This window comes from Azospirillum sp. B2RO_4 (assembly GCF_051124815.1).
Lineage (GTDB): Bacteria > Pseudomonadota > Alphaproteobacteria > Azospirillales > Azospirillaceae > Azospirillum.
In genome coordinates this window covers 705,039-724,647 of the sequence record NZ_CP118485.1, presented here as the reverse complement: position 1 = coordinate 724,647, position 19,609 = coordinate 705,039, and the positions used below count along the sequence as shown (strand labels likewise).

The following is a 19,609-nucleotide window of genomic DNA, read 5'->3' as shown; positions in this document are numbered from 1 at the left end:
TCCTGAACGCCGTTCAGGGACCGATCAGGACGCCAGCTTGTCCAGCTCGCGCAGGATCGAGTCGCCCATGACGGTGGTGGAGCAGCGCGCCATGCCCGGGGCCATGATGTCGGCCGTGCGCATGCCGCCGCCCAGCACGTTCTGAATGGCCCGCTCGATCAGCTTGGCATCCTCGTCCAGGTTGAACGAGTAGCGCAGGCACATCGCGAAGGACAGCAGCGTCGCGCAGGGGTTGGCCAGATCACGGCCGGCGATGTCCGGGGCGGAGCCGTGCACCGGCTCGTACAGGGCCTTACGGTTGCCGTTGGCATCCGGGGCGCCCAGCGAGGCCGACGGCAGCATGCCGAGCGAGCCGGTCATCATCGCCGCCTCGTCCGACAGGATGTCGCCGAACAGGTTGTCGGTGACGATCACGTCGAACTGCTTCGGGTTCTTCAGCAGCTGCATGGCGCCGTTGTCGGCGTACATGTGGCTCAGCTCGACGTCCTGGAACTCTTCCCCGTGCAGCTTGGTCACTTCCTGCCGCCACAGCAGGCCGGATTCCATGACGTTCGCCTTTTCCATCGAGCAGAGCTTGTTGCCGCGCTTGCGGGCCAGCTCGAACGCGACGCGGGCGACGCGGCGGATTTCCGAGGTGGTGTAGACCTGGGTGTTGACGCCGCGGCGCTCGCCGTTGCCGATGTCGGTGATGCCGCGCGGCTCACCGAAATAGACGCCGCCGGTCAGCTCGCGGACGATCAGGATGTCCAGCCCGCGGATGACGTCGGCCTTCAGGGTCGAGGCGTCGACCAGCGCGTCGAACACCACGGCCGGGCGCAGGTTGGCGAACAGACCCAGTTCCTTGCGCAGGGTCAGCAGGCCGGCTTCCGGACGCTTGGTGTAGTCAGTCGGGTTGTCCCACTTCGGGCCGCCGACGGCGCCCAGCATCACCGCGTCCACCGCCAGCGCCTCGGCCAGCGTGGCGTCGGACAGCGGAACGCCGTGGGCGTCGATCGCCGCGCCGCCGACCAGGCCTTCGGACACGTCGAAGGTGATCTTGCGCTTGCGGTCCATCCAGTCGATGACCCGGCGAACCTGGCGCATCACCTCCGGGCCGATACCGTCGCCGGGGAGGAACAGAAGCTTCTTATTGGCGGCCATGGCGGGCGCACTCCCAAATGTCAGACGTCAAGAAGACAGAAGTTGAGGAGATCGGGGGAGGATGGGCGCGGTCAGCCCCACATCCACGGCTGGCCGGCGCGCTGCTTGCCCTCGTACCCGTCGATGTGGGCCGCCTGCTGCAGCGTCAGGCCGATGTCGTCCAGGCCGTTCAGCAGGCAATGCTTGCGGAAGGGATCCAGCTCGAAGGAGATGGTGCCGCCGTCCGGGCCGGTGATGGTCTGCTTCTCAAGGTCGACCGTGATGACGGCGTTCGACCCGCGCGACGCGTCGTCGAGCAGCAGGTCGACCTGCTCCTTCGGCAACTTGATCGGCAGGATGCCGTTCTTGAAACAGTTGTTGTAGAAGATGTCGGCGAAGCTGGGGGCGATGATGCAGCGGATGCCGAAGTCGGCCAGCGCCCACGGCGCATGCTCACGCGAGGAGCCGCAGCCGAAATTGTCGCCGGAAACCAGGATGCTGGCCTTGCGGTAGGCCGGCTTGTTCAGGACGAAGTCCGGGATCTCCTGCCCGTCGGGGGTGTAGCGCATCTCGTCGAACAGATGCTTGCCAAGCCCCGTCCGCTTGATGGTCTTCAGGAACTGCTTCGGGATGATCATATCGGTATCGACATTGATCATCGGCAGCGGCGCCGCAACGCCGGTGAGAACCGTGAACTTTTCCATCGCCAGAAATCCTGTCGCGCAAGAAGGCGCAAGCGTGCGCATGCAGAGCGTGGTGAATAGCAGACCGAACAAGCCATTGCCAGAGGAAGCTTGCCCTTTTCCCGGCACGCAATGAGCGAACAGGCATGCGCGAATGCACTGCCGCGCATCTTTGTTGCGCGAACGACCAGGGATCGTCCCTGTCCGGCCCGATTGCGGACCCCGAAACGCAGCGCCGGAACCGGCATTCCCCTTGCGGAGAGCGCGGCCGCCACCTAAGGACAATACCGCGCAACAGCAGGGTTGTCCCGTTCCGATGCCGATAGCCGCCTTCCGCGAAGACCGCCCATCAGACCGCCGATCGGATAGCCGCGCCCGCCTGATCGGCATCGCCTTCCTGCTGCTGGCCCCGCCGGCCTATGGGCTGCTGACGCTGGCCTTCGGCATGGATGCGAACTGGGACCTGCGGAATTACCACTGGTACAACGGCTATGCGATGCTGACGGGGCGGATCGGGCGCGATCTGCTGGTGGCGCAGATGCCGAGCTTCTACAGCCCCTTCCTCGACGTGCCCTTCTATTGGCTGGCCACCCATCTGCCGGCGCGGACGGCGGGTTTCCTGTGGGGGACGCTGCAGGGGATCAACCTGTCGCTGCTATACCTGCTTGCATCATTCTGCCTGCGGAACGTTCCGGATCTGAAACGGGCGTTGGTTGCGATGGCATTGGCGGTGATGGGCGGGCTCGGCGGCGGGACGCTGGGGCTGATCGGCACCACCTTCCAGGACAATGTGGTCAGCCTGGGCGTGCTGGGGGCCGCGGTGGTGGTCGCCGGCAGCCTTCCCGGCATCCTGGACGGACGGCCGCTGCCCAGCTTCGCACGGGTCGCGGCGGCCGGGCTGCTGGCCGGGGCGGCCATGGGGTTGAAGAACCCGACGGTGATCTATGCGGTCGGCCTGTGCCTGGGCTTCCTGGCCCTGCCGGCGCGGCAATGGCGGCGGCTGTGGCTGGCCTTCTTCTTCGGCATCGGCGTGCTGGTCGGGCTGGCGCTGGGCGGCGGCGTTTGGATGGCCCATCTGTGGCACGATTACGGGAACCCGGTCTTCCCGCACATGAACCACATCTTCCGGTCGCCTTTCGCCGCCATCTCCGACTACGTCAATGTCAGCTTTTTCCCGCCCGGCCTGTGGCAGCGGCTGTTCTTCCCCTTCGTCTTTACCTTCCATCCGCTGACGGTGGGAGAGGTGCCGTGGTTCGACCTGCGGGTGCTGGCGCTGTTCGTTCTGGTGCCGGTCGGGTTCGTCTGTGCGGTCGCCGGCCGGTCGATGGGAAAGCGGAACGAGTGGCTGACCGAGGTGCCGGCGACGCGCTTCCTGCTGACGGCGTTGAGCGTCACTTACGCGCTGTGGGTGGTGATGTTCTGCATCTACCGCTATCTGGTGCCGTTGGAGATGCTGGCGCCGCTGGGGCTGGTGATGGCGGTTGGGCTGCTGCCGCTGGCGCGCCGGCTGCGCATCGGGCTGGCGGTGGCGGTGCTGGCGCTGGTGCAACTGACGGTGCAGCCGGCCGATTGGGGGCGCGTCGCCTGGGCGGACAGCTGGGTGACGGCGGAGGTGCCGCCCATCGACGACCCGGACGATACCATGGTGCTGATGGCCGGCTATTGGGCCATCTCGCACGTCATTCCGTCCTTCCCGCCGCGCGTCACCTTCGTGCGCATCCAATCGAACTTCCTGCAGCCGGATTCGGTCGGCAACGGCTACCTCGCCATCATGAATGACAAGGTGGCGTCCCACCGCGGCCCCTTCCTGATGCTGAGCACCATCCCCGATACCCCCGGCGCGGCGAAGGCGGCGGCGCTGCTCGGCCTGCGGCTCGACCCGCAGCGCTGCCGGCCCATTCACAACAATCTCGGCGAGACGCTGAACCTCTGCGACGTCGACCGGTCGGGCGGCAATCGGGAGACAGTGGAATAATCGGCGGGTTTGTGCTGTTTATCGCCGCTGACAGCCGTGCCTGTCCCGTCTCCAGCCAGAAGCCAGCGCCATGACCGTATCGACCCTCGACCGCCCTGCCGACCGCCCCACCCCGGCCGCTGACGCTTCCGGAACGCCGGCGGCGGCCTTGCAGGCCGGCCCGGCCCCCACCGTCGCGGTGCTAATCCCCTGCTACAACGAGGAGGCGGCGATCGGCAAGGTGGTGCAGGACTTCCGCGCGGCCCTGCCCGACGCCATCGTCTATGTCTACGACAACAACTCGAAGGACCGGACGGTGGAGGTCGCGCGCGCTGCCGGCGCCGTTGTCCGTCGCGAGCCGCTGCAGGGCAAGGGCAATGTCATGCGCCGCATGTTCGCCGACATCGAGGCGGACGTCTATGTGCTGGTCGACGGCGACGACACCTATCACGCCCCCAGCGCTCCGGAACTGGTCAAGCGGCTGTGGGACGAGCAGCTGGACATGGTCAACGGCGCGCGGGTGACGGAGATCGTCGCCGCCTACCGCCCCGGCCACCGCTTCGGCAACCTCGTGCTGACCGGCATGGTCGCCAAGATCTTCGGCAGCCGCATCGGCGACATGCTGTCGGGCTACCGGGTGTTCTCCCGCCGCTTCGTGAAGTCCTTCCCGGCGCTGGCCAGCGGTTTCGAAACCGAAACGGAACTGACCGTCCATGCGCTGGAGCTGCGCATGCCGATCGCCGAGGTGAAGACCCCCTACAAGGATCGTCCGCCCGGATCGCACAGCAAGCTGAACACCATCCGCGACGGCATCCGCATCCTGCGCACCATCATCATCCTGGTGAAGGAGGAGCGGCCGCTGCCCTTCTTCTCCGCCGCCTTCGGGTTGCTGGCTCTGCTGTCGATGATCCTGGGCGTGCCGGTGATCGCGACCTATTTCGAGACCGGGCTGGTCCCGCGTTTCCCCACCGCCCTGCTCGCCACCGGGCTGATGCTGCTGGCCTTCCTCAGCCTGACCTGCGGCCTGATCCTGGACACCGTCACCCATGGCCGCCGCGAGGCCAAGCGCATGAGCTACCTGTCGCTGCGCGCGCCGGGCAACCACCCGCCGCTGGCCGGCGCCCGCGGGGACGAGCGCCGGTGATGGCATCGGTCGCAAGCCTGCTGGACAGCCGGCTCGGCCGGCTGGGGGTGCAGTTCGCCAAGTTCGGCGTCGTCGGCGTCATCGGGCTGGTGGTGGACACCATCGTGCTCTACGCCGGCCTGGCGCTGGGACTGCAGTTCTTCGCCGCCCGCGTCCCGTCCTTCTTCGCTGCTGCGACCGCCACCTGGGCGCTGAACCGCGCCTTCACCTTCCGTGGCGCCGCGACCGAGCCTCTGCACCGTCAGTGGGCCAAATTCATCGCCGCCAACGCCATTGGCGGCGTGGTGAATTACGGCGTGTCGGTGGGGCTGGAGTCCAGCGTGCAGATGGTAGCCGAGCATCCGTTCCTGGCGGTGGCCGCCGGCTCCATCGCCGGCATGTTCTTCAACTTCGCGGCGTCGAAGCATCTGGTGTTCAAGGGGGCGTAGAGGGGGACGTAGCCATCTGGAGGCGCCCGCGAATCTGCGTTGCGCGGCGCCTTATGGACTTATCCCCGCGGCTCGCCATATAACGGCGGCCATGACCCGCGAATTCCTGAAGATGCACGGCCTCGGCAACGACTTCGTCGTGATCGACGCCCGTTCCGAACCCTACCGCCCCTCTGCGGCGGAGGTGCGCGCCATCGCCGACCGCAAGACCGGCGTGGGCTGCGACCAGTTCATCATTCTGGAAGGCACGGACGCGCCGGGGGCGGACGCCTTCATGCGCATCCACAACGCGGACGGCAGCGAGGCCGCGGCGTGCGGCAACGCGTCGCGCTGCGTCGGCTGGCTGCTGATGGAGGAGAGCGGGCGCGACCGCGCCAGCTTCCAGACCGCCGCCGGACTGCTGCACGCCTCCCGCGCCGACAACGGCCGCATCACCGTCGACATGGGTCTGCCCCGACTGGACTGGAGCGCCATCCCGCTGGCCGCCCCAACCGACACGCTGCGGGTCGAATCGGTGGAGCATGACGGCTTCTCAGGTCCGGTCGCGGTCAATATGGGCAACCCGCACGCCGTCTTCTTCGTCGACGATGCCGAGGCGGTGCCGCTGGCCGAGGTTGGTCCGGTGTTCGAGAACCACCCGACCTTCCCCGAACGCTCCAACATCGAGTTCGCGCAGGTGCTGTCGCCCAGCACCATCCGCATGCGGGTGTGGGAGCGCGGCGCCGGCATCACCCAGGCCTGCGGCACCGGCGCCTGCGCCACGCTGGTGGCCGCCGCCCGCCGCGGCCTGACCGGGCGCAAGGCCGACATCCTGCTGGACGGCGGCACGCTCACCATCGAATGGACCGAGGACGACCGCGTTCTGATGACCGGCCCGGTGGCGCTGAGCTTCAGTGGCCGGCTTTCGGCCGAATTGGTTTCTGGCGGACAGGTCGATGCCTGAAATCTGCCGGTTTTTCGGCATCATCATAGCCATGTATTACAACGATCACGCGCCTCCGCATTTCCATGTGCGGTATGGCAACCAGAAAGCCGTGATCGACATCACAACGCTCGGGATCATGGAAGGTGAACTTTCCCCGAGAACCTTGGGGCTTGTCACGGAATGGGCTGCCCTACATAGGGAAGAGTTGAAGAACGACTGGGAACTGGCACGCATGCACGCGCCACTGGCTCCGATTGCTCCGCTGGAATGAACCGATGATGAAGGATATCGTCGCCGCAAAGCCGCTCGACGGCTACCGCCTGCACCTCCGATTCGAGGATGGTGCGGAGGGGAATGTCGACGTTTCCGCCCTGGTTCCATTCACCGGAGTGTTTGCCGTACTGCGCGAACCCGAAACCTTCGCTGCGGTTCGCGTCGACCCGGAGCTTGGGACGGTGGTCTGGCCGAACGGGGCCGATCTAGATCCAGCCGTTCTTTATTCTTCGATCACCGGTGCCCCTTTGCCCGGTATGGGAGGGGCTCAGCATGCCCGATGATGTCGCCCTGAAGACCGATGGCCCTGAGATCGTCACCTTCGGCTGCCGCCTGAATACCTACGAGTCCGAGGTGATGCGCAACCATGTGCGCAGCGCCGGGCTGGACGACGTGGTGATCGTCAACACCTGCGCCGTCACCTCCGAAGCGGAACGGCAGGCGCGGCAGACCATCCGCAAGCTGCGGCGCGAGCGGCCGGACGCCCGCATCGTCGTCACCGGCTGCGCCGCGCAGATCGACCCGCAGCGCTTCGCGGCGATGCCGGAGGTCGATCAGGTGCTGGGCAACCAGGAGAAGCTGCAGCCGGAAAGCTGGGGCCTTCCCCCGGCCGAAAAGGTGCTGGTCAACGACATCATGTCGGTGAAGGAGACCGCCGGTCACCTGATCGGCGGCTTCGAGGACCGCGCCCGCGCCTTCGTCCAGGTTCAGCAGGGCTGCGACCACCGCTGCACCTTCTGCATCATCCCCTATGGCCGCGGTCCCTCGCGCTCGGTTCCCATCGGCGGCATCGTCGAACAGGTCCAGGCGCTGGTGAAGGCCGGCTACAACGAGGTGGTGCTGTCCGGCGTCGACATCACCAGCTACGGCCCCGACCTGCCGGGTTCGCCGTCGCTGGGGCAGATGGTGCGCCGGCTGCTGGCGCTGGTGCCGGAGTTGCCGCGGCTGCGCCTGTCCTCTATCGACTGCATCGAGATGGACGACGACCTGTGGCGCCTGATCGAGAACGAGCCGCGCCTGATGCCGCACCTGCACCTGTCGCTGCAGGCCGGAGACGACATGGTGCTGAAGCGGATGAAGCGCCGCCACGGCCGCGCCGATTCCATCGCCTTCTGCGAGCGGGTGCGCTCGATCCGGCCCGATGTGGTGTTCGGTGCCGACTTCATCGCCGGTTTCCCGACGGAAACCGAGGAGATGTTCCAGAACACCATGAGGCTGGTGGAGGAGTGCGGCCTGACCTGGCTGCATGTCTTCCCCTACAGCCCGCGTCCCGGCACGCCGGCCGCCCGCATGCCGCAGGTCGACGGTGCCGTCCGCAAGGAACGCGCCGCCCGCCTGCGCGCCATCGGCGAGGCGGCGGAGGCCCGCACGCTGGCAAGCCTCGTCGGCCGCACCGCCACGGTGCTGGTGGAGAAGGACGATCTGGGCCGCACCGAGCATTTCGCCGCGATCCGCCTGGGCCGGACCTTCGCGCCCGGCTCGCTGGTGCCCGCCGTCATCACCGGCATCGAGAACGGCGTGCTGACCGGCGCCCCGCTCTGACCCCTCTTATAGTGGACACTCCATGATTTTCCGCTGGTTCGGCCGCAAGAAGCCCGAAGAGACCGCTCCCAAGGACGAGGCGGCGAAGACCGAATCGGTGAATCTGGACTCCGCCACCCCGGCGCCGGAACCGGAACAGGAAAAGACGCCCGAGCCGCCGGCTGCGCCGCCGATGCCGGAGGTCGAGCCGGTGCCGGAAATGGCGCCCGCACCGCCGCGCCCCGATATCCCGCCTGCGCCACCGGCTCCGCCCGCCCAGCCGCCTGCCGCACCGGCGCCGATCGCACCGCCTGTGGTGCCCCCGCCGGCCGAACCGCCGCCTGCCTCCACTCCGACGGCCCCTGCCCCGGTCGCTCAGCCTCCGGCCCCGGAGCCGGAACCCGTTCCCGAGTTGCCGCCGGCTCCGATAGCGGCCCCATCCCCCGCCCCGGCCCCGGTCGCGGCTGTCCCTGCTGCTGCCGAGGAAGCGCCGCCGACCAAGAAGGGCTGGTTCGCCAAGCTGAAGGAAGGGCTGTCGAAGTCCTCGTCCAAGCTGACCGACGGCATCACCGGCATCTTCACCAAGCGCAAGCTGGACGACGAAGCGCTGGAGGAGTTGGAAGAGCTGCTGATCACCGCCGACCTCGGCCCGGTCACCGCGGCGAAGGTCACGGCGGAACTGGCGCGCACCCGCTTCGGCAAGGAGGTCTCACCGGAGGAGGTCAAGGCGACGCTGGCCGCCGAGGTGTCGAAGATCATCACCCCGATCGCCAAGCCGCTGGTGCTGGATCCGGCGCTGAAGCCGCATGTCATCCTGGTCGTCGGCGTCAACGGCACCGGCAAGACCACCACCATCGGCAAGCTCGCCCGCCAGTTCAAGGCGGAGGGCAAGAGCGTGATGCTGGCCGCCGGCGACACCTTCCGCGCCGCCGCCGTCAGCCAGCTGAAGATCTGGGGCGAGCGCACCGGCTGCCCGGTCGTCGCCCGCGACACCGGGGCCGATGCCGCCGGCCTCGCCTATGACGCGCTGGAGCGGGCACGGGCCGAGAAGGTCGACGTGCTGCTGATCGACACCGCCGGCCGCCTGCAGAACAAGACCGGCCTGATGGAGGAACTGCGCAAGATCGTCCGCGTCATCAAGAAGCTGGACGAAACGGCGCCGCACACCACCCTGCTGACGCTGGACGCCACCACCGGCCAGAACGCGCACAGCCAGGTCGAGATCTTCCGCGACATGGTCAACGTCAACGGCCTGATCCTGACCAAACTGGACGGCTCCGCCCGTGGCGGCGTGCTGGTTTCGCTGGCGGAGAAGTTCAAGATCCCGGTCCACGCCATCGGCGTCGGCGAAGGCGTCTATGACCTGCGCCCATTCGATGCGGATGCCTTCGCCAAGTCGCTGATGGGGCTGAACGCCGACTGAGCGGCAGGAGCGGGAGCGGAGGCCGGGTGGTCATCGCCGAATGGGTAAGCGGCGGAGGTTGGCCGAAATTCGGCCTTCCCAGCCGGTCGTTCGTACCCCATCTTTGACGACATGAACGACAAAGCCCCGCTCCAGCCCGGGTCGGCCGGGCGCTTCACCGATGCCAAAGCCGCACTGGCCTGCGTGCGCGACATTTACGATCGCAACACCGCCTATTTGCGGGACCGCTTCGCCGCCTACACCCAGGGCGAGGAGGACGGCGGACGGAACCGGGCCTATTACCCCTATGTCCGGCTGACCGCCGTGTCGGGGGCCGCGGTCGATACGCGCTTGTCCTACGGCTTCGTCGAGGGGGTCGGCGTCCATTCCACCACGGTGACCCGACCCGACCTGTTCGAACGCTATCTGCTGGAACAGTTCACGCTTCTGCTGCGCAACCACGGCGTCCCGCTGGAGGTCGGCGTCAGCGAGGAGGCGATTCCGATCCATTTCGCCTTCCCCAACGGCATGTATGTGGAAGGCGACCTGCCGCCGGACCGGCTGACCAAGCTGCCGGATCTGTTCGACCTGCCCGATCTGGCGCGGATGGACGACACCATCGTCAACGGCACCTTTGACGGTGGGCCGGACGCGGTGAAGCCGCTGGCCCTGTTCACCGGCCCGCGGGTGGATTTCTCGCTGCACCGGCTGCGCCACTACACCGCGACCGCACCGGAGCATTTCCAGAACTTCGTCCTGTTCACCAACTACCAGTTCTATGTGGATGAGTTCATCCGGCTGTCGCGCGAGATCATGGAGCCGACCGGCGATGCCGAACTGGCGGCCTACCGCAGCCAATATGACAGCTTCGTCGAGCCGGGCGACATCGTCACCACCAACCAGAATCTCGGTGGCACCGTGGATGCCGTCTCGGCCAAGCTGGCGCGCATGCCGCAGATGCCGGCCTATCACCTGAAACGGCCGGACGGCAACGGCATCACGCTGGTGAACATCGGCGTCGGCCCGTCGAACGCCAAGACGATCACCGACCACATCGCGGTGCTGCGCCCGCATGCGTGGCTGATGCTGGGCCATTGCGCCGGGCTGCGCCATACCCAGCGGCTGGGCGATTACGTGCTGGCCCACGGCTATGTCCGCGAGGACCATGTGCTGGACGCCGACCTGCCCTTGTGGGTGCCGGTGCCGGCGCTGGCGGAGGTTCAGCGCGCGCTGGAGACGGCGGTGGAGCGGGTAACCGGGCTTTCGGGCTTCGACCTGAAGAGCATCATGCGCACCGGCACGGTGGCGACCATCGACAACCGCAACTGGGAACTGCGCGACCACCGCGAGCCGCTGATGCGCTTCAGCCAGAGCCGCGCCATCGCGCTGGACATGGAAAGCGCGACGATTGCCGCCAACGGCTTCCGCTTCCGCGTGCCGTACGGGACGCTGTTGTGCGTGTCGGACAAGCCGATGCACGGGCAGCTGAAGCTGCCGGGCATGGCCGACCGCTTCTATCGCGAGCGGGTCGATCAGCATCTGAAGATCGGCGTGCTGGCGATGGAACTGCTGCGCGAGCACGGGATGGAGACACTGCATTCCCGCAAGCTGCGCAGCCTGGCGGAGGTGGCGTTCCAGTAGGGGGAGTGCCGGCTTGCAGTGCGGAGTTAGACCCCCACCTATCCTCCCCCGCTGGGCGGGGGAGGGACTGCCGCCACTTTATTGAACAAGCGCCAATCCCCTCCCCCGCCCAGCTCTCGCACAAAGCTTCGCTTTGTGCTGACGCGGCAGGCGGACCTACGGTCCGCTGAGAGCGGGGGAGGGTTAGGGTGGGGGCAAGAACACCCGCCCCCTCAACAACTCAAGCCGCCACCAGCAGCCCTTCGATTTCCTTCGCCGCGCCGGCCAGCGCCTTGTCCTTGGCTTCCGGCCCCATGCCGATGCCCTCGGCGCGGATGAATGTCACGTCGGTGATGCCGAAGAAGCCCAGAACCGTGCGCAGATAGGCCTCCTGGTGGTCCAGGCCGGCCAGCGCCGGGTTGGTCGAATAGACGCCGCCGCGGCCCGAGGCGATGATCACGCGCTTGCCGCCGGCCAGCCCCTCGGGGCCCTTCTCGGTGTAGCGGAAGGTGCGGCCGGCCTGGGCGAGGCGGTCGATCCAGGCCTTCAGCTGCGTCGGGATGGAGAAATTGTACATCGGCGCGCCGATCACCACGACGTCGGCGGCCAGGAACTCCTCGACCAGGGCGTCGCTCAGTGCCAGTTCGTCGCGCTGACGCTCGGTCAGACCGTCGCGGTTGCCGAGCTTGACGACCTGGAGAAGCTCGCCGTCCAGATGGGCCGGCGGGTTGGCGGCGACGTCGCGGGCGACGACGGTGGCCGACGGTTCGGCCTTCACCAGGGCCTCGACGATGGAGGCGGTCAGCTGGCGGGTGACGGAGGCGGCGCCGAGCGGGCTGGAGTCGACATGCAGGATCGTGGTCATGGCGGAAGGAGCCTCTTGGTTGTTGCGGCCGTCAGGTCCGGCCGGTTTCTGACACCCAAGATGCTCTTTTGATTTCCGACGGTTAAGCCGGGCTGTGCGCGAAAGATCGTCTCTGGAGAGGCAACAATCGGCGGCCAAGCGACCATCGGCCCGGCGGGTTCAGCGCGTCACCAGGGTCCCGCCGCGGAAGACCGCCATCTGCCCCGGCTGCATCACCGTCCACGCTTCGTCCCTGGTCAGCGGGCGGGTGGCGATGACGGTGACGATGTCGTTGGGTGTCGTCTCCTTGGAGAAATCGACGCTCATGTCCGCATCCAGCAGGGTGGCGGCGCCGAACGGCGCCTTGCGGGTCAGCCAGGCGAGGTTGGTGGCGCAGTGGCACCACAGATACCGCCCGTCGCTGAGCAGCATGTTGAACACACCCAGCGTTCCCAGATCGGCGGCCAGATGGCGGATCAGCTTCATCAGGCCGGCCGTCGTCTTCGGCGGCTCCGGATACTGCATGCGGATCTGGTCGAGCAGCCAGCAAAAGGCATGCTCGCTGTCGGTGCTGCCGACCGGCTCGTAGAAGGTCAGGATGCGGTCCTTGATGCCCTTCAGTTGGCCGTTATGGGCGAAGGTCCACACCCGCCCCCACAGCTCGCGGGTGAAGGGATGGGTGTTCTCCAGCGACACCCGGCCGCGGTTGGCCCGGCGGATGTGCGAGATCACCGTGCAGGACTTGATCGAATATTGGCTGACCAGCCGGGCGATCTCCGACTCGCTGCTGGGGGCCGGGTCATGGAAGGTGCGGCAGCCCTTGCCTTCGTAAAAGGCGATGCCCCAGCCGTCGCGGTGCGGACCGGTCTGCCCGCCGCGGCGCATCAGGCCGGCGAAGCTGAAGCAGATGTCCGTGGGCACGTTGGCGCTCATGCCCAGGAGTTCGCACATGGTGTCCTCGTCTGCCGCTGGTCGTCGCCCTTGGGAGCGACAAGCTACGACAGGTGGTGCCCGAGGTCACGCGCTGACGTTCATGGTTTCGGGCTGCAGGGCTTTGACCCTCATGGTTTGGGCCCTCATGGTTTAAGACAGGGCGGCATGTCCGGCCGCAGGCAGCCTTCCATCTTCCCGCCCGCCGGCGCAGCACCGCCCAGCCCGATCCAGGACTCCACCCGGTCGGTCTCGAACCCGCAGTCGCGGCGGTCGCCGACCTGCATCAGCGGGCGGCGGATCAGCAAGGGCCGTTCGACCATCGCGGCGAGCGCCGCGGCCTCGTCCATCGCCTCCGGCACCACCTCGCCGCTCTTCACCGCCGGGGCGGCCCGGTTGAACCAGTCGGCCACCGGCCGGTCGCCGAAGAAGGGACGGAGCGTCGCCGCCGTCCAGGGCTCGGCGAGCAGGTCGCGGGCGATCACGCGGTGACCGGCCTGCTCCAGCAGGGCTTTCTGCCGGGCGTTGCCGCCGCAGCCGGGCTTTTCGAAGAAAATCACGTCGGCCATCGTCATCTCTCCCGGAACAGCGGCGCGCGGGCCAGCAGCGCGTCGGTTTGCTGACAAATCTCGTCGTAGACCTTGCGGTCCAGCTTGCGCAGCCAGCGCGACGGGATCGACTCGACGCCATAGGTCGCGCCGGCCAGCATGCCGGCGATGGCGCCGGTGGTGTCGGCGTCTCCCCCCTGGTTCACCGTCTCCACCACGCAGGATTCGACCGAATCGGTCTGGAAGTAATAGTGGAAGACGGTCTGCACCGTATCGACGATGAAGGCGGTGGACAGGCCGCGATAGGGTTCGAACTTGAACTGGCGGTGTTTGGCGATCAGGGCGTTGGCCTCCTCCCGCGCGGCGACGATGCCGCCGCCCAGAACCAGCCGCCGCACCATCCGCCCCAGCGCGATCACCGCGGAATCAGACAGCTGGTTGCAATGGGTGATGTGCGACTGCTCGACCGACCAGCGTTCGAACGCCGCATCGTCGCCCAGCGTGGCCAGCGCCACCGGCAGGTTGCGCATCGCCGCGCCGTTGCCGGCGTGGTATTCCGACTCCGGCTCCTCCAGCGTGCCGTGCATGATGAAGCGGCGGATGCCGCGCCGTGTCGTGTCGCCGACATCGACCGGCACCGACTTAAGCCAGATCGCGAACTCCTCGGCGGCGCGGCGGGGCTCCCACTCCGGAGCCGACAGGATGGCGCGGCCGAGATGCAGCGACATCTCGGTGTCGTCGGTCACCTGACCCGCCGGCAGCTTCAGCCAGCCGCCGCCCTTGATGTGCTTGTGGACGCCATATTGGTGGGCGATCTCGCCCTTGGTCAGGAATTCCACCGTCGCCCCCAGCGCGTCGCCGCAGGCAAGGCCGAGATAGGCGCCGAGCGCCCTGGATCGGACTTCGGGGGATCGGATCCCGGGTGTCAAAATCGTCGGATCGGTCATGCCATCGGGCAAAGCGCCCGCCCCTTCCTGGTGCGCCCCTCCGACGGCACGCAGGCCGACGCCGGGCGTAAGGTTGTCAAAGAAGCGACACACCCACCCGATAGTCCCCGCCGATCACCAGATATTCTCCTTCGCCCTGGAAAGGGTAACGCGGCAAGATGTCGCGGAAGAAGATCACCTTGGGCAGCGGCACCCAGGCATCGAGGATGTAGTCGCCGAACTGGCCGGCGATGTCGCGGTTGATGGAAAAGGAACACAGGTTGTTCAGCCGCAGCACCGCCGTGCGCTTGTCCGGCCGGGCGACGATGTGGTGTTCCTCGAAATCGTTGACGCCGCGGTACAGCCGGATGTGCGAGGCCCAGTTGGGCATCGGCGCGTCGGGCCAGCCGCGGCGGATCGTCCACTGGCAGAACTCGTACAGAAGGTCGAGCTGCAGGTGGATGTTGTTGTTGTGGAAGCGGGTCGACTGCTTCTGCTCGCCATAGGCCGTCCAGGCGTCGGAGGCGAAGCGGCGGATCGGTTCGCCATGGAAGGTCGGCAGCAGGCCGAAACGGCTCTCCACCCAGCCCTTCAGCACCGCCCCTTCCGCCCGGTTGCTGTCGAACATCCAGCCCTTCAGCAGCCGCAGATAGCTGGCGCGGAAACGCCGCCTGCCGTCCGGCCCCTCCGCCCCGGAAAAGTCGGGGTTCACCCCGAACACCTCGGCCATATGGCGCTGGAAGATGTCGGATGCCGTCAGCGCGTCGGGGCTTTCGTCCAGCGCCTCGAACAGGGCGGCGTGCTCGCTGCGGGTGGCGCCGATGCGCAGGCGGCGCGGCTCGTCATTGTAGGCTTCGCTGCACAGCACGGCGGCCGGGACATTGACGAGGTTGGTGCGGTGGGCGTGCAGAGCCAGCGGTGAGTCGGAGGGCGAGCCGGAGTCCACCGCCCGTCCGCTCGCATCGCGCATCAAGCCCCCATCCGTCACGCCCGGCCGCCCCGTCGAAAAGCCATTACTTCTTATATGGATATTGTATAAGCCGGCGCGTGCCAAGCCTTCACCGCTGCAACCGGCGGGGGCGTGTCGCCGCATGTCGCAATATTGTCCATTTGAAGCCGAACTTCCCGTCCCCATACTCAGTACAGCGACGCTTACGATCCGGCGGCACCCGCATGGCCTTCTGGCCGACCAAGTACGACGACAGCCGGCGCCGGCGCACCCCGCCCGTGCCCGCGCAGACGCCTGTCCGGCCCAAGACGCCCGCCGACCCCGCGGCTTCATCGCCCGCCACCCCCGACAACCGCCCACCGCGCGGCGTCGCCGAGGCGCGCACCGCGCTGCGGCTTGCCCAGCTGCTGCGCGGGTCGATCACGCCCCTGCGCGGCGATGCCGTGCTGGAGTTGCTGGAGCCGCACCGGCCGCGGCTGGTGCCCAAGCCGATCAACCCGCTGCCGGGACTGGTCGGACAGCCGCCCGGCCGCCTGATGGACGCGCTGCTGCGACCGATCGGCCAGATCGTCACCGACGTCCTGCTGCCGGGCGTGCGCGACCATCTGATCGACCGGCTGGTGACCGGCCGCACCGACCATGAGGAAAGCCTGCCGGGCGCCGTCGACCTCGCCGAGGCGATGCGGACGCTGGTCAGCCGGATGCGCGGCGGCGGCAAGGGCCATCTCCAGGCGGTGATCGCCGCCATCGTTGCCGATGCCCGCACCACCGCCGACAACCTGACCAAGGATAGCCGCCCCATCGACGTCGGCGGCATCGACCGGCTGGCCCGCGCCCTGCTGCGCTTCGAAGTGCGGCGGATGGCGCTGGAAGCGCTGGGCGGCGACAGTGCCATGCAGGACGTCGTCTATCAGTCACGGCGGCTCGCCCGCTACTCGCTGCGCCGGGCCACCGAGGCGATCGAGGGTTTCGTCGCTGACCGCGGGCTGAAAACGCTGCACGCCAGCCTCGCGACGCTGGCCCAGGCCGACGGGCTGATCGTCATCGCGCTGCGCAATCTGGACGACCAGGAAGAGACGAAGGAGGAATCCGGTCCTTTCGTCGAGCCGGCCGACCGCAAGGCGATGAACGACTGGCTGTCGGCGGCTTGGCGGCTTTCCGACACATTGTTCGATCTGATCGGCAAGGCGGCGGCCGGCGGCGAACTGGATGACCTGCTGTTCGCGGCCCTGCTGCGGCAACTGCGCAGCCTTCACCATTTCTGCGCCGACCTCAGCCATGCCGGCCGTCCCGCCGCCGTGGACACGCTGAAGCAGCGGCTGGTCGACCGCTGCGACGCTCTGGCCCGCCTGACCGGCGAACGTCTGGTCGAGGCGCTGCTGGCGAAGCCCGCCGATCCCGCGCTCGCCCTGCGCCTAATGGCGCGCGGCCGGCTGCTGGCGCAACTGCTCTACGACATGGACCGCGACGAGGCGGTGGAGGAACTGGCGCTGCGCATCGTCGTCGCGGCGGAGGCATTGGGCGAGGGGCAGTAGGGCTCTGCTGTTGGTGCTCGCTTCCCATAAATCCTTCCCGCCATAAAGACCCGACAAAATGTCGGGCTTTGTCGTGTGTGTCGGGACCCCGACAAAGGGGCACGCAGCGCCGACTCGGTAAAATATTTTGCAAAAACAATAGCTTGCGAGATTTCATCGTTCTGGCACGGGTCGTGCAATCCATGAAATCCGAAGCGGCCACGAACCGGCCGCACCGGATCGAAGCACAGTCCCCACGACCCAAGCACAGGAGCGACCCACATGGCCAAAGCGCCTCTGCGTCAGATCGCCTTTTACGGCAAGGGCGGTATCGGTAAGTCCACCACCTCTCAGAACACGCTGGCCGCGCTGGTCGAGCTGGATCAGAAGATCCTGATCGTCGGCTGCGATCCGAAGGCCGACTCGACCCGCCTGATCCTGCACGCCAAGGCCCAGGATACCGTGCTGCATCTGGCCGCCGAAGCCGGTTCGGTCGAGGATCTGGAGCTCGAGGACGTCCTCAAGGTCGGCTACAAGAACATCAAGTGCGTCGAGTCCGGCGGTCCGGAGCCGGGCGTCGGCTGCGCCGGCCGCGGCGTCATCACCTCGATCAACTTCCTGGAAGAGAACGGCGCCTACGACGACGTGGACTATGTGTCCTACGACGTGCTGGGCGACGTGGTCTGCGGCGGCTTCGCCATGCCGATCCGCGAGAACAAGGCCCAGGAAATCTACATCGTCATGTCGGGCGAGATGATGGCGCTCTACGCCGCCAACAACATCGCCAAGGGCATCCTGAAGTACGCCCACAGCGGCGGCGTCCGCCTCGGCGGTCTGATCTGCAACGAGCGTCAGACGGACAAGGAATGGGATCTGGCCGACGCGCTGGCCAAGCGCCTGGGCTCCAAGCTGATCCACTTCGTGCCGCGCGACAACATCGTCCAGCACGCCGAGCTGCGCCGCATGACGGTCATCGAGTACGCCCCGGACAGCAAGCAGGCCGGCGAATACCGCGCGCTGGCCAACAAGATCCACGCGAATTCCGGCCAGGGTTGCATCCCGACCCCGATCACCATGGAAGAGCTGGAAGAGATGCTGATGGACTTCGGCATCATGAAGACCGAGGAGCAGCAGCTCGCCGAGCTGGCTGCCAAGGAAGCGGCGAAGGCCGGCGCCTGATCCCGGGCGTAGCGACGGTTGCCTACCGGCCCCCCTGCCCCATCGGCGCAGGGGGGACCGCCTGAACACTGGCCCTTTTCCCCAGCCCCGTACGACGTCGACCCAACGACTGCCCACCGGTTCCGGCCGGGCGACGTCGGCGTGGGAGGGAGGGGCTCGGTCACGCGCTGCAGTGGCGCGGCATATTCAAGCAGGAGGCCGGCTATGAGCCTGTCCGAGAACACCACGGTCGACGTCAAGAACCTCGTCAACGAAGTCCTCGAAGCCTATCCCGAAAAGTCCCGCAAGCGCCGCGCCAAGCACCTGAACGTGCTGGAGGCCGAGGCCAAGGACTGCGGCGTCAAGTCGAACGTCAAGTCCATCCCCGGCGTCATGACCATCCGCGGCTGCGCCTACGCCGGTTCCAAGGGCGTGGTGTGGGGTCCGATCAAGGACATGATCCACATCTCCCACGGCCCGGTCGGCTGCGGCTATTACTCCTGGTCGGGCCGCCGCAACTACTACATCGGCGACACCGGTGTGGACAGCTGGGGCACGATGCACTTCACCTCCGACTTCCAGGAGAAGGACATCGTCTTCGGCGGCGACAAGAAGCTGCACAAGGTCATCGAGGAAATCAACGAGCTGTTCCCGCTGGTGAACGGCATCTCGATCCAGTCGGAATGCCCGATCGGCCTGATCGGCGACGACATCGAGGCGGTCGCCCGCGCCAAGTCGGCGGAAATCGGCAAGCCGGTCATCCCCGTGCGCTGCGAAGGCTTCCGCGGCGTGTCCCAGTCGCTGGGCCACCACATCGCCAACGACGCCATCCGCGACTGGGTGTTCGAGAAGACGGAACCCAAGGCCGACTTCGTCTCCACCCCCTATGACGTCACCATCATCGGCGACTACAACATCGGCGGCGACGCCTGGTCTTCCCGCATCCTGCTGGAGGAGATCGGCCTGCGCGTGATCGCCCAGTGGTCGGGCGACGGCACCATGGCCGAGCTGGAGAACACGCCGAAGGCCAAGGTCAACCTGATCCACTGCTACCGCTCGATGAACTACATCGCGCGCCACATGGAAGAGAAGTACAATATTCCTTGGATGGAATACAACTTCTTCGGCCCGAGCCAGATCGCCGAATCCCTGCGCAAGATCGCCGCTCTGTTCGACGACAAGATCAAGGAGAACGCCGAGAAGGTCATCGCCCGCTACCAGCCGATGGTCGATGCGGTCATCGCCAAGTACAAGCCGCGGCTGGACGGCAAGAAGGTCATGATCTACGTCGGCGGCCTGCGTCCCCGCCACGTCGTCGATGCCTACCATGACCTGGGCATGGAGATCATCGGCACCGGCTACGAGTTCGCCCACAACGACGACTATCAGCGCACGCCGCATTATGTGAAAGAAGGCACGCTGATCTACGACGACGTCACCGCGTTCGAACTGGAGAAGTTCGTCGAGGCGATGCGTCCCGACCTCGTCGCGTCGGGCATCAAGGAAAAGTACGTGTTCCAGAAGATGGGCCTGCCGTTCCGCCAGATGCACAGCTGGGATTATTCCGGCCCGTACCACGGCTATGACGGCTTCGCGATCTTCGCCCGCGACATGGACCTGGCCATCAACAACCCCGTCTGGGGCGTGATGAAGGCCCCGTTCTGACCATCG

19 protein-coding genes are annotated in these 19,609 nt (G+C 67.0%); 12 read left to right on the top strand and 7 right to left on the bottom strand.

Translation table 11 applies throughout. From position 1 onward, the window contains the following. Positions 1 to 24: 24 nt before the first annotated feature. Positions 25 to 1,140, bottom strand: coding sequence for a 3-isopropylmalate dehydrogenase (leuB, locus tag PWS46_RS03340; RefSeq protein ID WP_434618016.1), 1,116 nt, complete (start codon positions 1,138 to 1,140; stop codon positions 25 to 27). 71 nt (positions 1,141 to 1,211) lie between these two features. Next, positions 1,212 to 1,823 (bottom strand): 3-isopropylmalate dehydratase small subunit, encoded by a 612-nt coding sequence (gene leuD, locus PWS46_RS03335; protein WP_434618013.1) that lies wholly within the window; start codon positions 1,821 to 1,823, stop codon positions 1,212 to 1,214. Between the two features lie 295 nt (positions 1,824 to 2,118). On the opposite strand from leuD, the gene PWS46_RS03330 reads away from it, so the two are divergent. The 9 genes from PWS46_RS03330 (at position 2,119) to PWS46_RS03290 (ending at position 11,090) form a co-directional block, all read left to right on the top strand. Next, a complete protein-coding gene (locus PWS46_RS03330; protein WP_434618011.1) occupies positions 2,119 to 3,777 on the top strand; it encodes a hypothetical protein in 1,659 nt (552 codons plus the stop codon). Between the two features lie 70 nt (positions 3,778 to 3,847). Next, the gene (locus PWS46_RS03325; protein ID WP_434618008.1) at positions 3,848 to 4,900 is read left to right on the top strand and encodes a glycosyltransferase family 2 protein; all 1,053 of its coding nucleotides are present in this window, start codon (positions 3,848 to 3,850) and stop codon (positions 4,898 to 4,900) included. Beyond that, a complete protein-coding gene (locus PWS46_RS03320) occupies positions 4,900 to 5,328 on the top strand; it encodes a GtrA family protein (RefSeq protein ID WP_434618005.1) in 429 nt (142 codons plus the stop codon). Before PWS46_RS03325 ends, PWS46_RS03320 begins: the two co-directional genes overlap by 1 nt. Before the next feature lie 91 nt (positions 5,329 to 5,419). Then, positions 5,420 to 6,271, top strand: a complete 852-nt coding sequence (dapF, locus tag PWS46_RS03315) for a diaminopimelate epimerase (RefSeq protein ID WP_434618002.1) — start codon at positions 5,420 to 5,422, stop codon at positions 6,269 to 6,271. Next, positions 6,264 to 6,524 carry a DUF4160 domain-containing protein gene (locus PWS46_RS03310; RefSeq protein WP_434617999.1) on the top strand — a complete coding sequence of 87 codons (261 nt, stop codon included), beginning with the start codon at positions 6,264 to 6,266 and terminating at the stop codon, positions 6,522 to 6,524. Before dapF ends, PWS46_RS03310 begins: the two co-directional genes overlap by 8 nt. A gap of 4 nt (positions 6,525 to 6,528) precedes the next feature. Further along, a complete protein-coding gene (locus PWS46_RS03305; protein ID WP_434617996.1) occupies positions 6,529 to 6,810 on the top strand; it encodes a DUF2442 domain-containing protein in 282 nt (93 codons plus the stop codon). Continuing rightward, the gene (gene mtaB / locus PWS46_RS03300; RefSeq protein WP_434617993.1) at positions 6,800 to 8,068 is read left to right on the top strand and encodes a tRNA (N(6)-L-threonylcarbamoyladenosine(37)-C(2))-methylthiotransferase MtaB; all 1,269 of its coding nucleotides are present in this window, start codon (positions 6,800 to 6,802) and stop codon (positions 8,066 to 8,068) included. The genes PWS46_RS03305 and mtaB overlap by 11 nt, the downstream gene beginning before the upstream one ends. Positions 8,069 to 8,090: 22 nt before the next feature. Then, on the top strand, positions 8,091 to 9,470 hold the full coding sequence (gene ftsY / locus PWS46_RS03295) for a signal recognition particle-docking protein FtsY (RefSeq protein ID WP_434617991.1): 1,380 nt from the start codon (positions 8,091 to 8,093) through the stop codon (positions 9,468 to 9,470). 111 nt (positions 9,471 to 9,581) lie between these two features. Beyond that, positions 9,582 to 11,090: an AMP nucleosidase gene (locus PWS46_RS03290; protein WP_434617988.1), complete on the top strand. Its 1,509-nt coding sequence runs from the start codon at positions 9,582 to 9,584 to the stop codon at positions 11,088 to 11,090. Between the two features lie 220 nt (positions 11,091 to 11,310). Here PWS46_RS03290 and PWS46_RS03285 read toward each other — a convergent pair whose 3' ends face one another. The 5 genes from PWS46_RS03285 to PWS46_RS03265 form a co-directional block, all read right to left on the bottom strand. Then, positions 11,311 to 11,934: an FMN-dependent NADH-azoreductase gene (locus PWS46_RS03285; protein ID WP_434617985.1), complete on the bottom strand. Its 624-nt coding sequence runs from the start codon at positions 11,932 to 11,934 to the stop codon at positions 11,311 to 11,313. A 159-nt stretch (positions 11,935 to 12,093) separates the two neighbouring features. After that, positions 12,094 to 12,864, bottom strand: a complete 771-nt coding sequence (locus tag PWS46_RS03280; RefSeq protein ID WP_434617982.1) for a class II glutamine amidotransferase — start codon at positions 12,862 to 12,864, stop codon at positions 12,094 to 12,096. Positions 12,865 to 12,989: 125 nt separating this feature from the next. Then, positions 12,990 to 13,412 (bottom strand): ArsC/Spx/MgsR family protein, encoded by a 423-nt coding sequence (locus PWS46_RS03275; protein ID WP_434617979.1) that lies wholly within the window; start codon positions 13,410 to 13,412, stop codon positions 12,990 to 12,992. A 2-nt stretch (positions 13,413 to 13,414) separates the two neighbouring features. Next, entirely contained in the window at positions 13,415 to 14,308 is an 894-nt protein-coding gene (gene draG, locus PWS46_RS03270; protein ID WP_434619886.1) for an ADP-ribosyl-[dinitrogen reductase] hydrolase, read from the bottom strand. Between the two features lie 106 nt (positions 14,309 to 14,414). Further along, positions 14,415 to 15,287, bottom strand: coding sequence for an NAD(+)--dinitrogen-reductase ADP-D-ribosyltransferase (locus tag PWS46_RS03265; RefSeq protein WP_434617976.1), 873 nt, complete (start codon positions 15,285 to 15,287; stop codon positions 14,415 to 14,417). 203 nt (positions 15,288 to 15,490) lie between these two features. Here PWS46_RS03265 and PWS46_RS03260 point away from each other — a divergent pair, with 203 nt between their 5' ends. From PWS46_RS03260 to nifD, 3 genes are all read left to right on the top strand, one after another. After that, a complete protein-coding gene (locus tag PWS46_RS03260) occupies positions 15,491 to 16,801 on the top strand; it encodes a hypothetical protein (RefSeq protein WP_434617974.1) in 1,311 nt (436 codons plus the stop codon). A gap of 261 nt (positions 16,802 to 17,062) precedes the next feature. Beyond that, the gene (gene nifH, locus PWS46_RS03255) at positions 17,063 to 17,959 is read left to right on the top strand and encodes a nitrogenase iron protein (protein ID WP_012973395.1); all 897 of its coding nucleotides are present in this window, start codon (positions 17,063 to 17,065) and stop codon (positions 17,957 to 17,959) included. A gap of 204 nt (positions 17,960 to 18,163) precedes the next feature. Next, the gene (nifD, locus tag PWS46_RS03250) at positions 18,164 to 19,603 is read left to right on the top strand and encodes a nitrogenase molybdenum-iron protein alpha chain (protein ID WP_111065782.1); all 1,440 of its coding nucleotides are present in this window, start codon (positions 18,164 to 18,166) and stop codon (positions 19,601 to 19,603) included. Positions 19,604 to 19,609 lie beyond the last annotated feature (6 nt).

Bases quoted from the DNA above. Each gene is read 5' to 3' on its own strand.
- dapF (WP_434618002.1), top strand. From the start codon at position 5,420: ATGACCCGCGAATTCCTGAAGATGCACGGCCTCGGCAACGACTTCGTC.
- PWS46_RS03265 (WP_434617976.1), bottom strand. From the start codon at position 15,287: ATGCGCGATGCGAGCGGACGGGCGGTGGACTCCGGCTCGCCCTCCGAC.
- PWS46_RS03310 (WP_434617999.1), top strand. From the start codon at position 6,264: ATGCCTGAAATCTGCCGGTTTTTCGGCATCATCATAGCCATGTATTAC.
- leuD (WP_434618013.1), bottom strand. From the start codon at position 1,823: ATGGAAAAGTTCACGGTTCTCACCGGCGTTGCGGCGCCGCTGCCGATG.
- PWS46_RS03325 (WP_434618008.1), top strand. From the start codon at position 3,848: ATGACCGTATCGACCCTCGACCGCCCTGCCGACCGCCCCACCCCGGCC.
- PWS46_RS03320 (WP_434618005.1), top strand. From the start codon at position 4,900: ATGGCATCGGTCGCAAGCCTGCTGGACAGCCGGCTCGGCCGGCTGGGG.
- PWS46_RS03260 (WP_434617974.1), top strand. From the start codon at position 15,491: ATGGCCTTCTGGCCGACCAAGTACGACGACAGCCGGCGCCGGCGCACC.
- PWS46_RS03280 (WP_434617982.1), bottom strand. From the start codon at position 12,864: ATGTGCGAACTCCTGGGCATGAGCGCCAACGTGCCCACGGACATCTGC.
- mtaB (WP_434617993.1), top strand. From the start codon at position 6,800: ATGCCCGATGATGTCGCCCTGAAGACCGATGGCCCTGAGATCGTCACC.
- PWS46_RS03305 (WP_434617996.1), top strand. From the start codon at position 6,529: ATGATGAAGGATATCGTCGCCGCAAAGCCGCTCGACGGCTACCGCCTG.
- ftsY (WP_434617991.1), top strand. From the start codon at position 8,091: ATGATTTTCCGCTGGTTCGGCCGCAAGAAGCCCGAAGAGACCGCTCCC.
- nifD (WP_111065782.1), top strand. From the start codon at position 18,164: ATGAGCCTGTCCGAGAACACCACGGTCGACGTCAAGAACCTCGTCAAC.
- leuB (WP_434618016.1), bottom strand. From the start codon at position 1,140: ATGGCCGCCAATAAGAAGCTTCTGTTCCTCCCCGGCGACGGTATCGGC.
- PWS46_RS03275 (WP_434617979.1), bottom strand. From the start codon at position 13,412: ATGGCCGACGTGATTTTCTTCGAAAAGCCCGGCTGCGGCGGCAACGCC.
- PWS46_RS03285 (WP_434617985.1), bottom strand. From the start codon at position 11,934: ATGACCACGATCCTGCATGTCGACTCCAGCCCGCTCGGCGCCGCCTCC.
- PWS46_RS03330 (WP_434618011.1), top strand. From the start codon at position 2,119: ATGCCGATAGCCGCCTTCCGCGAAGACCGCCCATCAGACCGCCGATCG.
- nifH (WP_012973395.1), top strand. From the start codon at position 17,063: ATGGCCAAAGCGCCTCTGCGTCAGATCGCCTTTTACGGCAAGGGCGGT.
- PWS46_RS03290 (WP_434617988.1), top strand. From the start codon at position 9,582: ATGAACGACAAAGCCCCGCTCCAGCCCGGGTCGGCCGGGCGCTTCACC.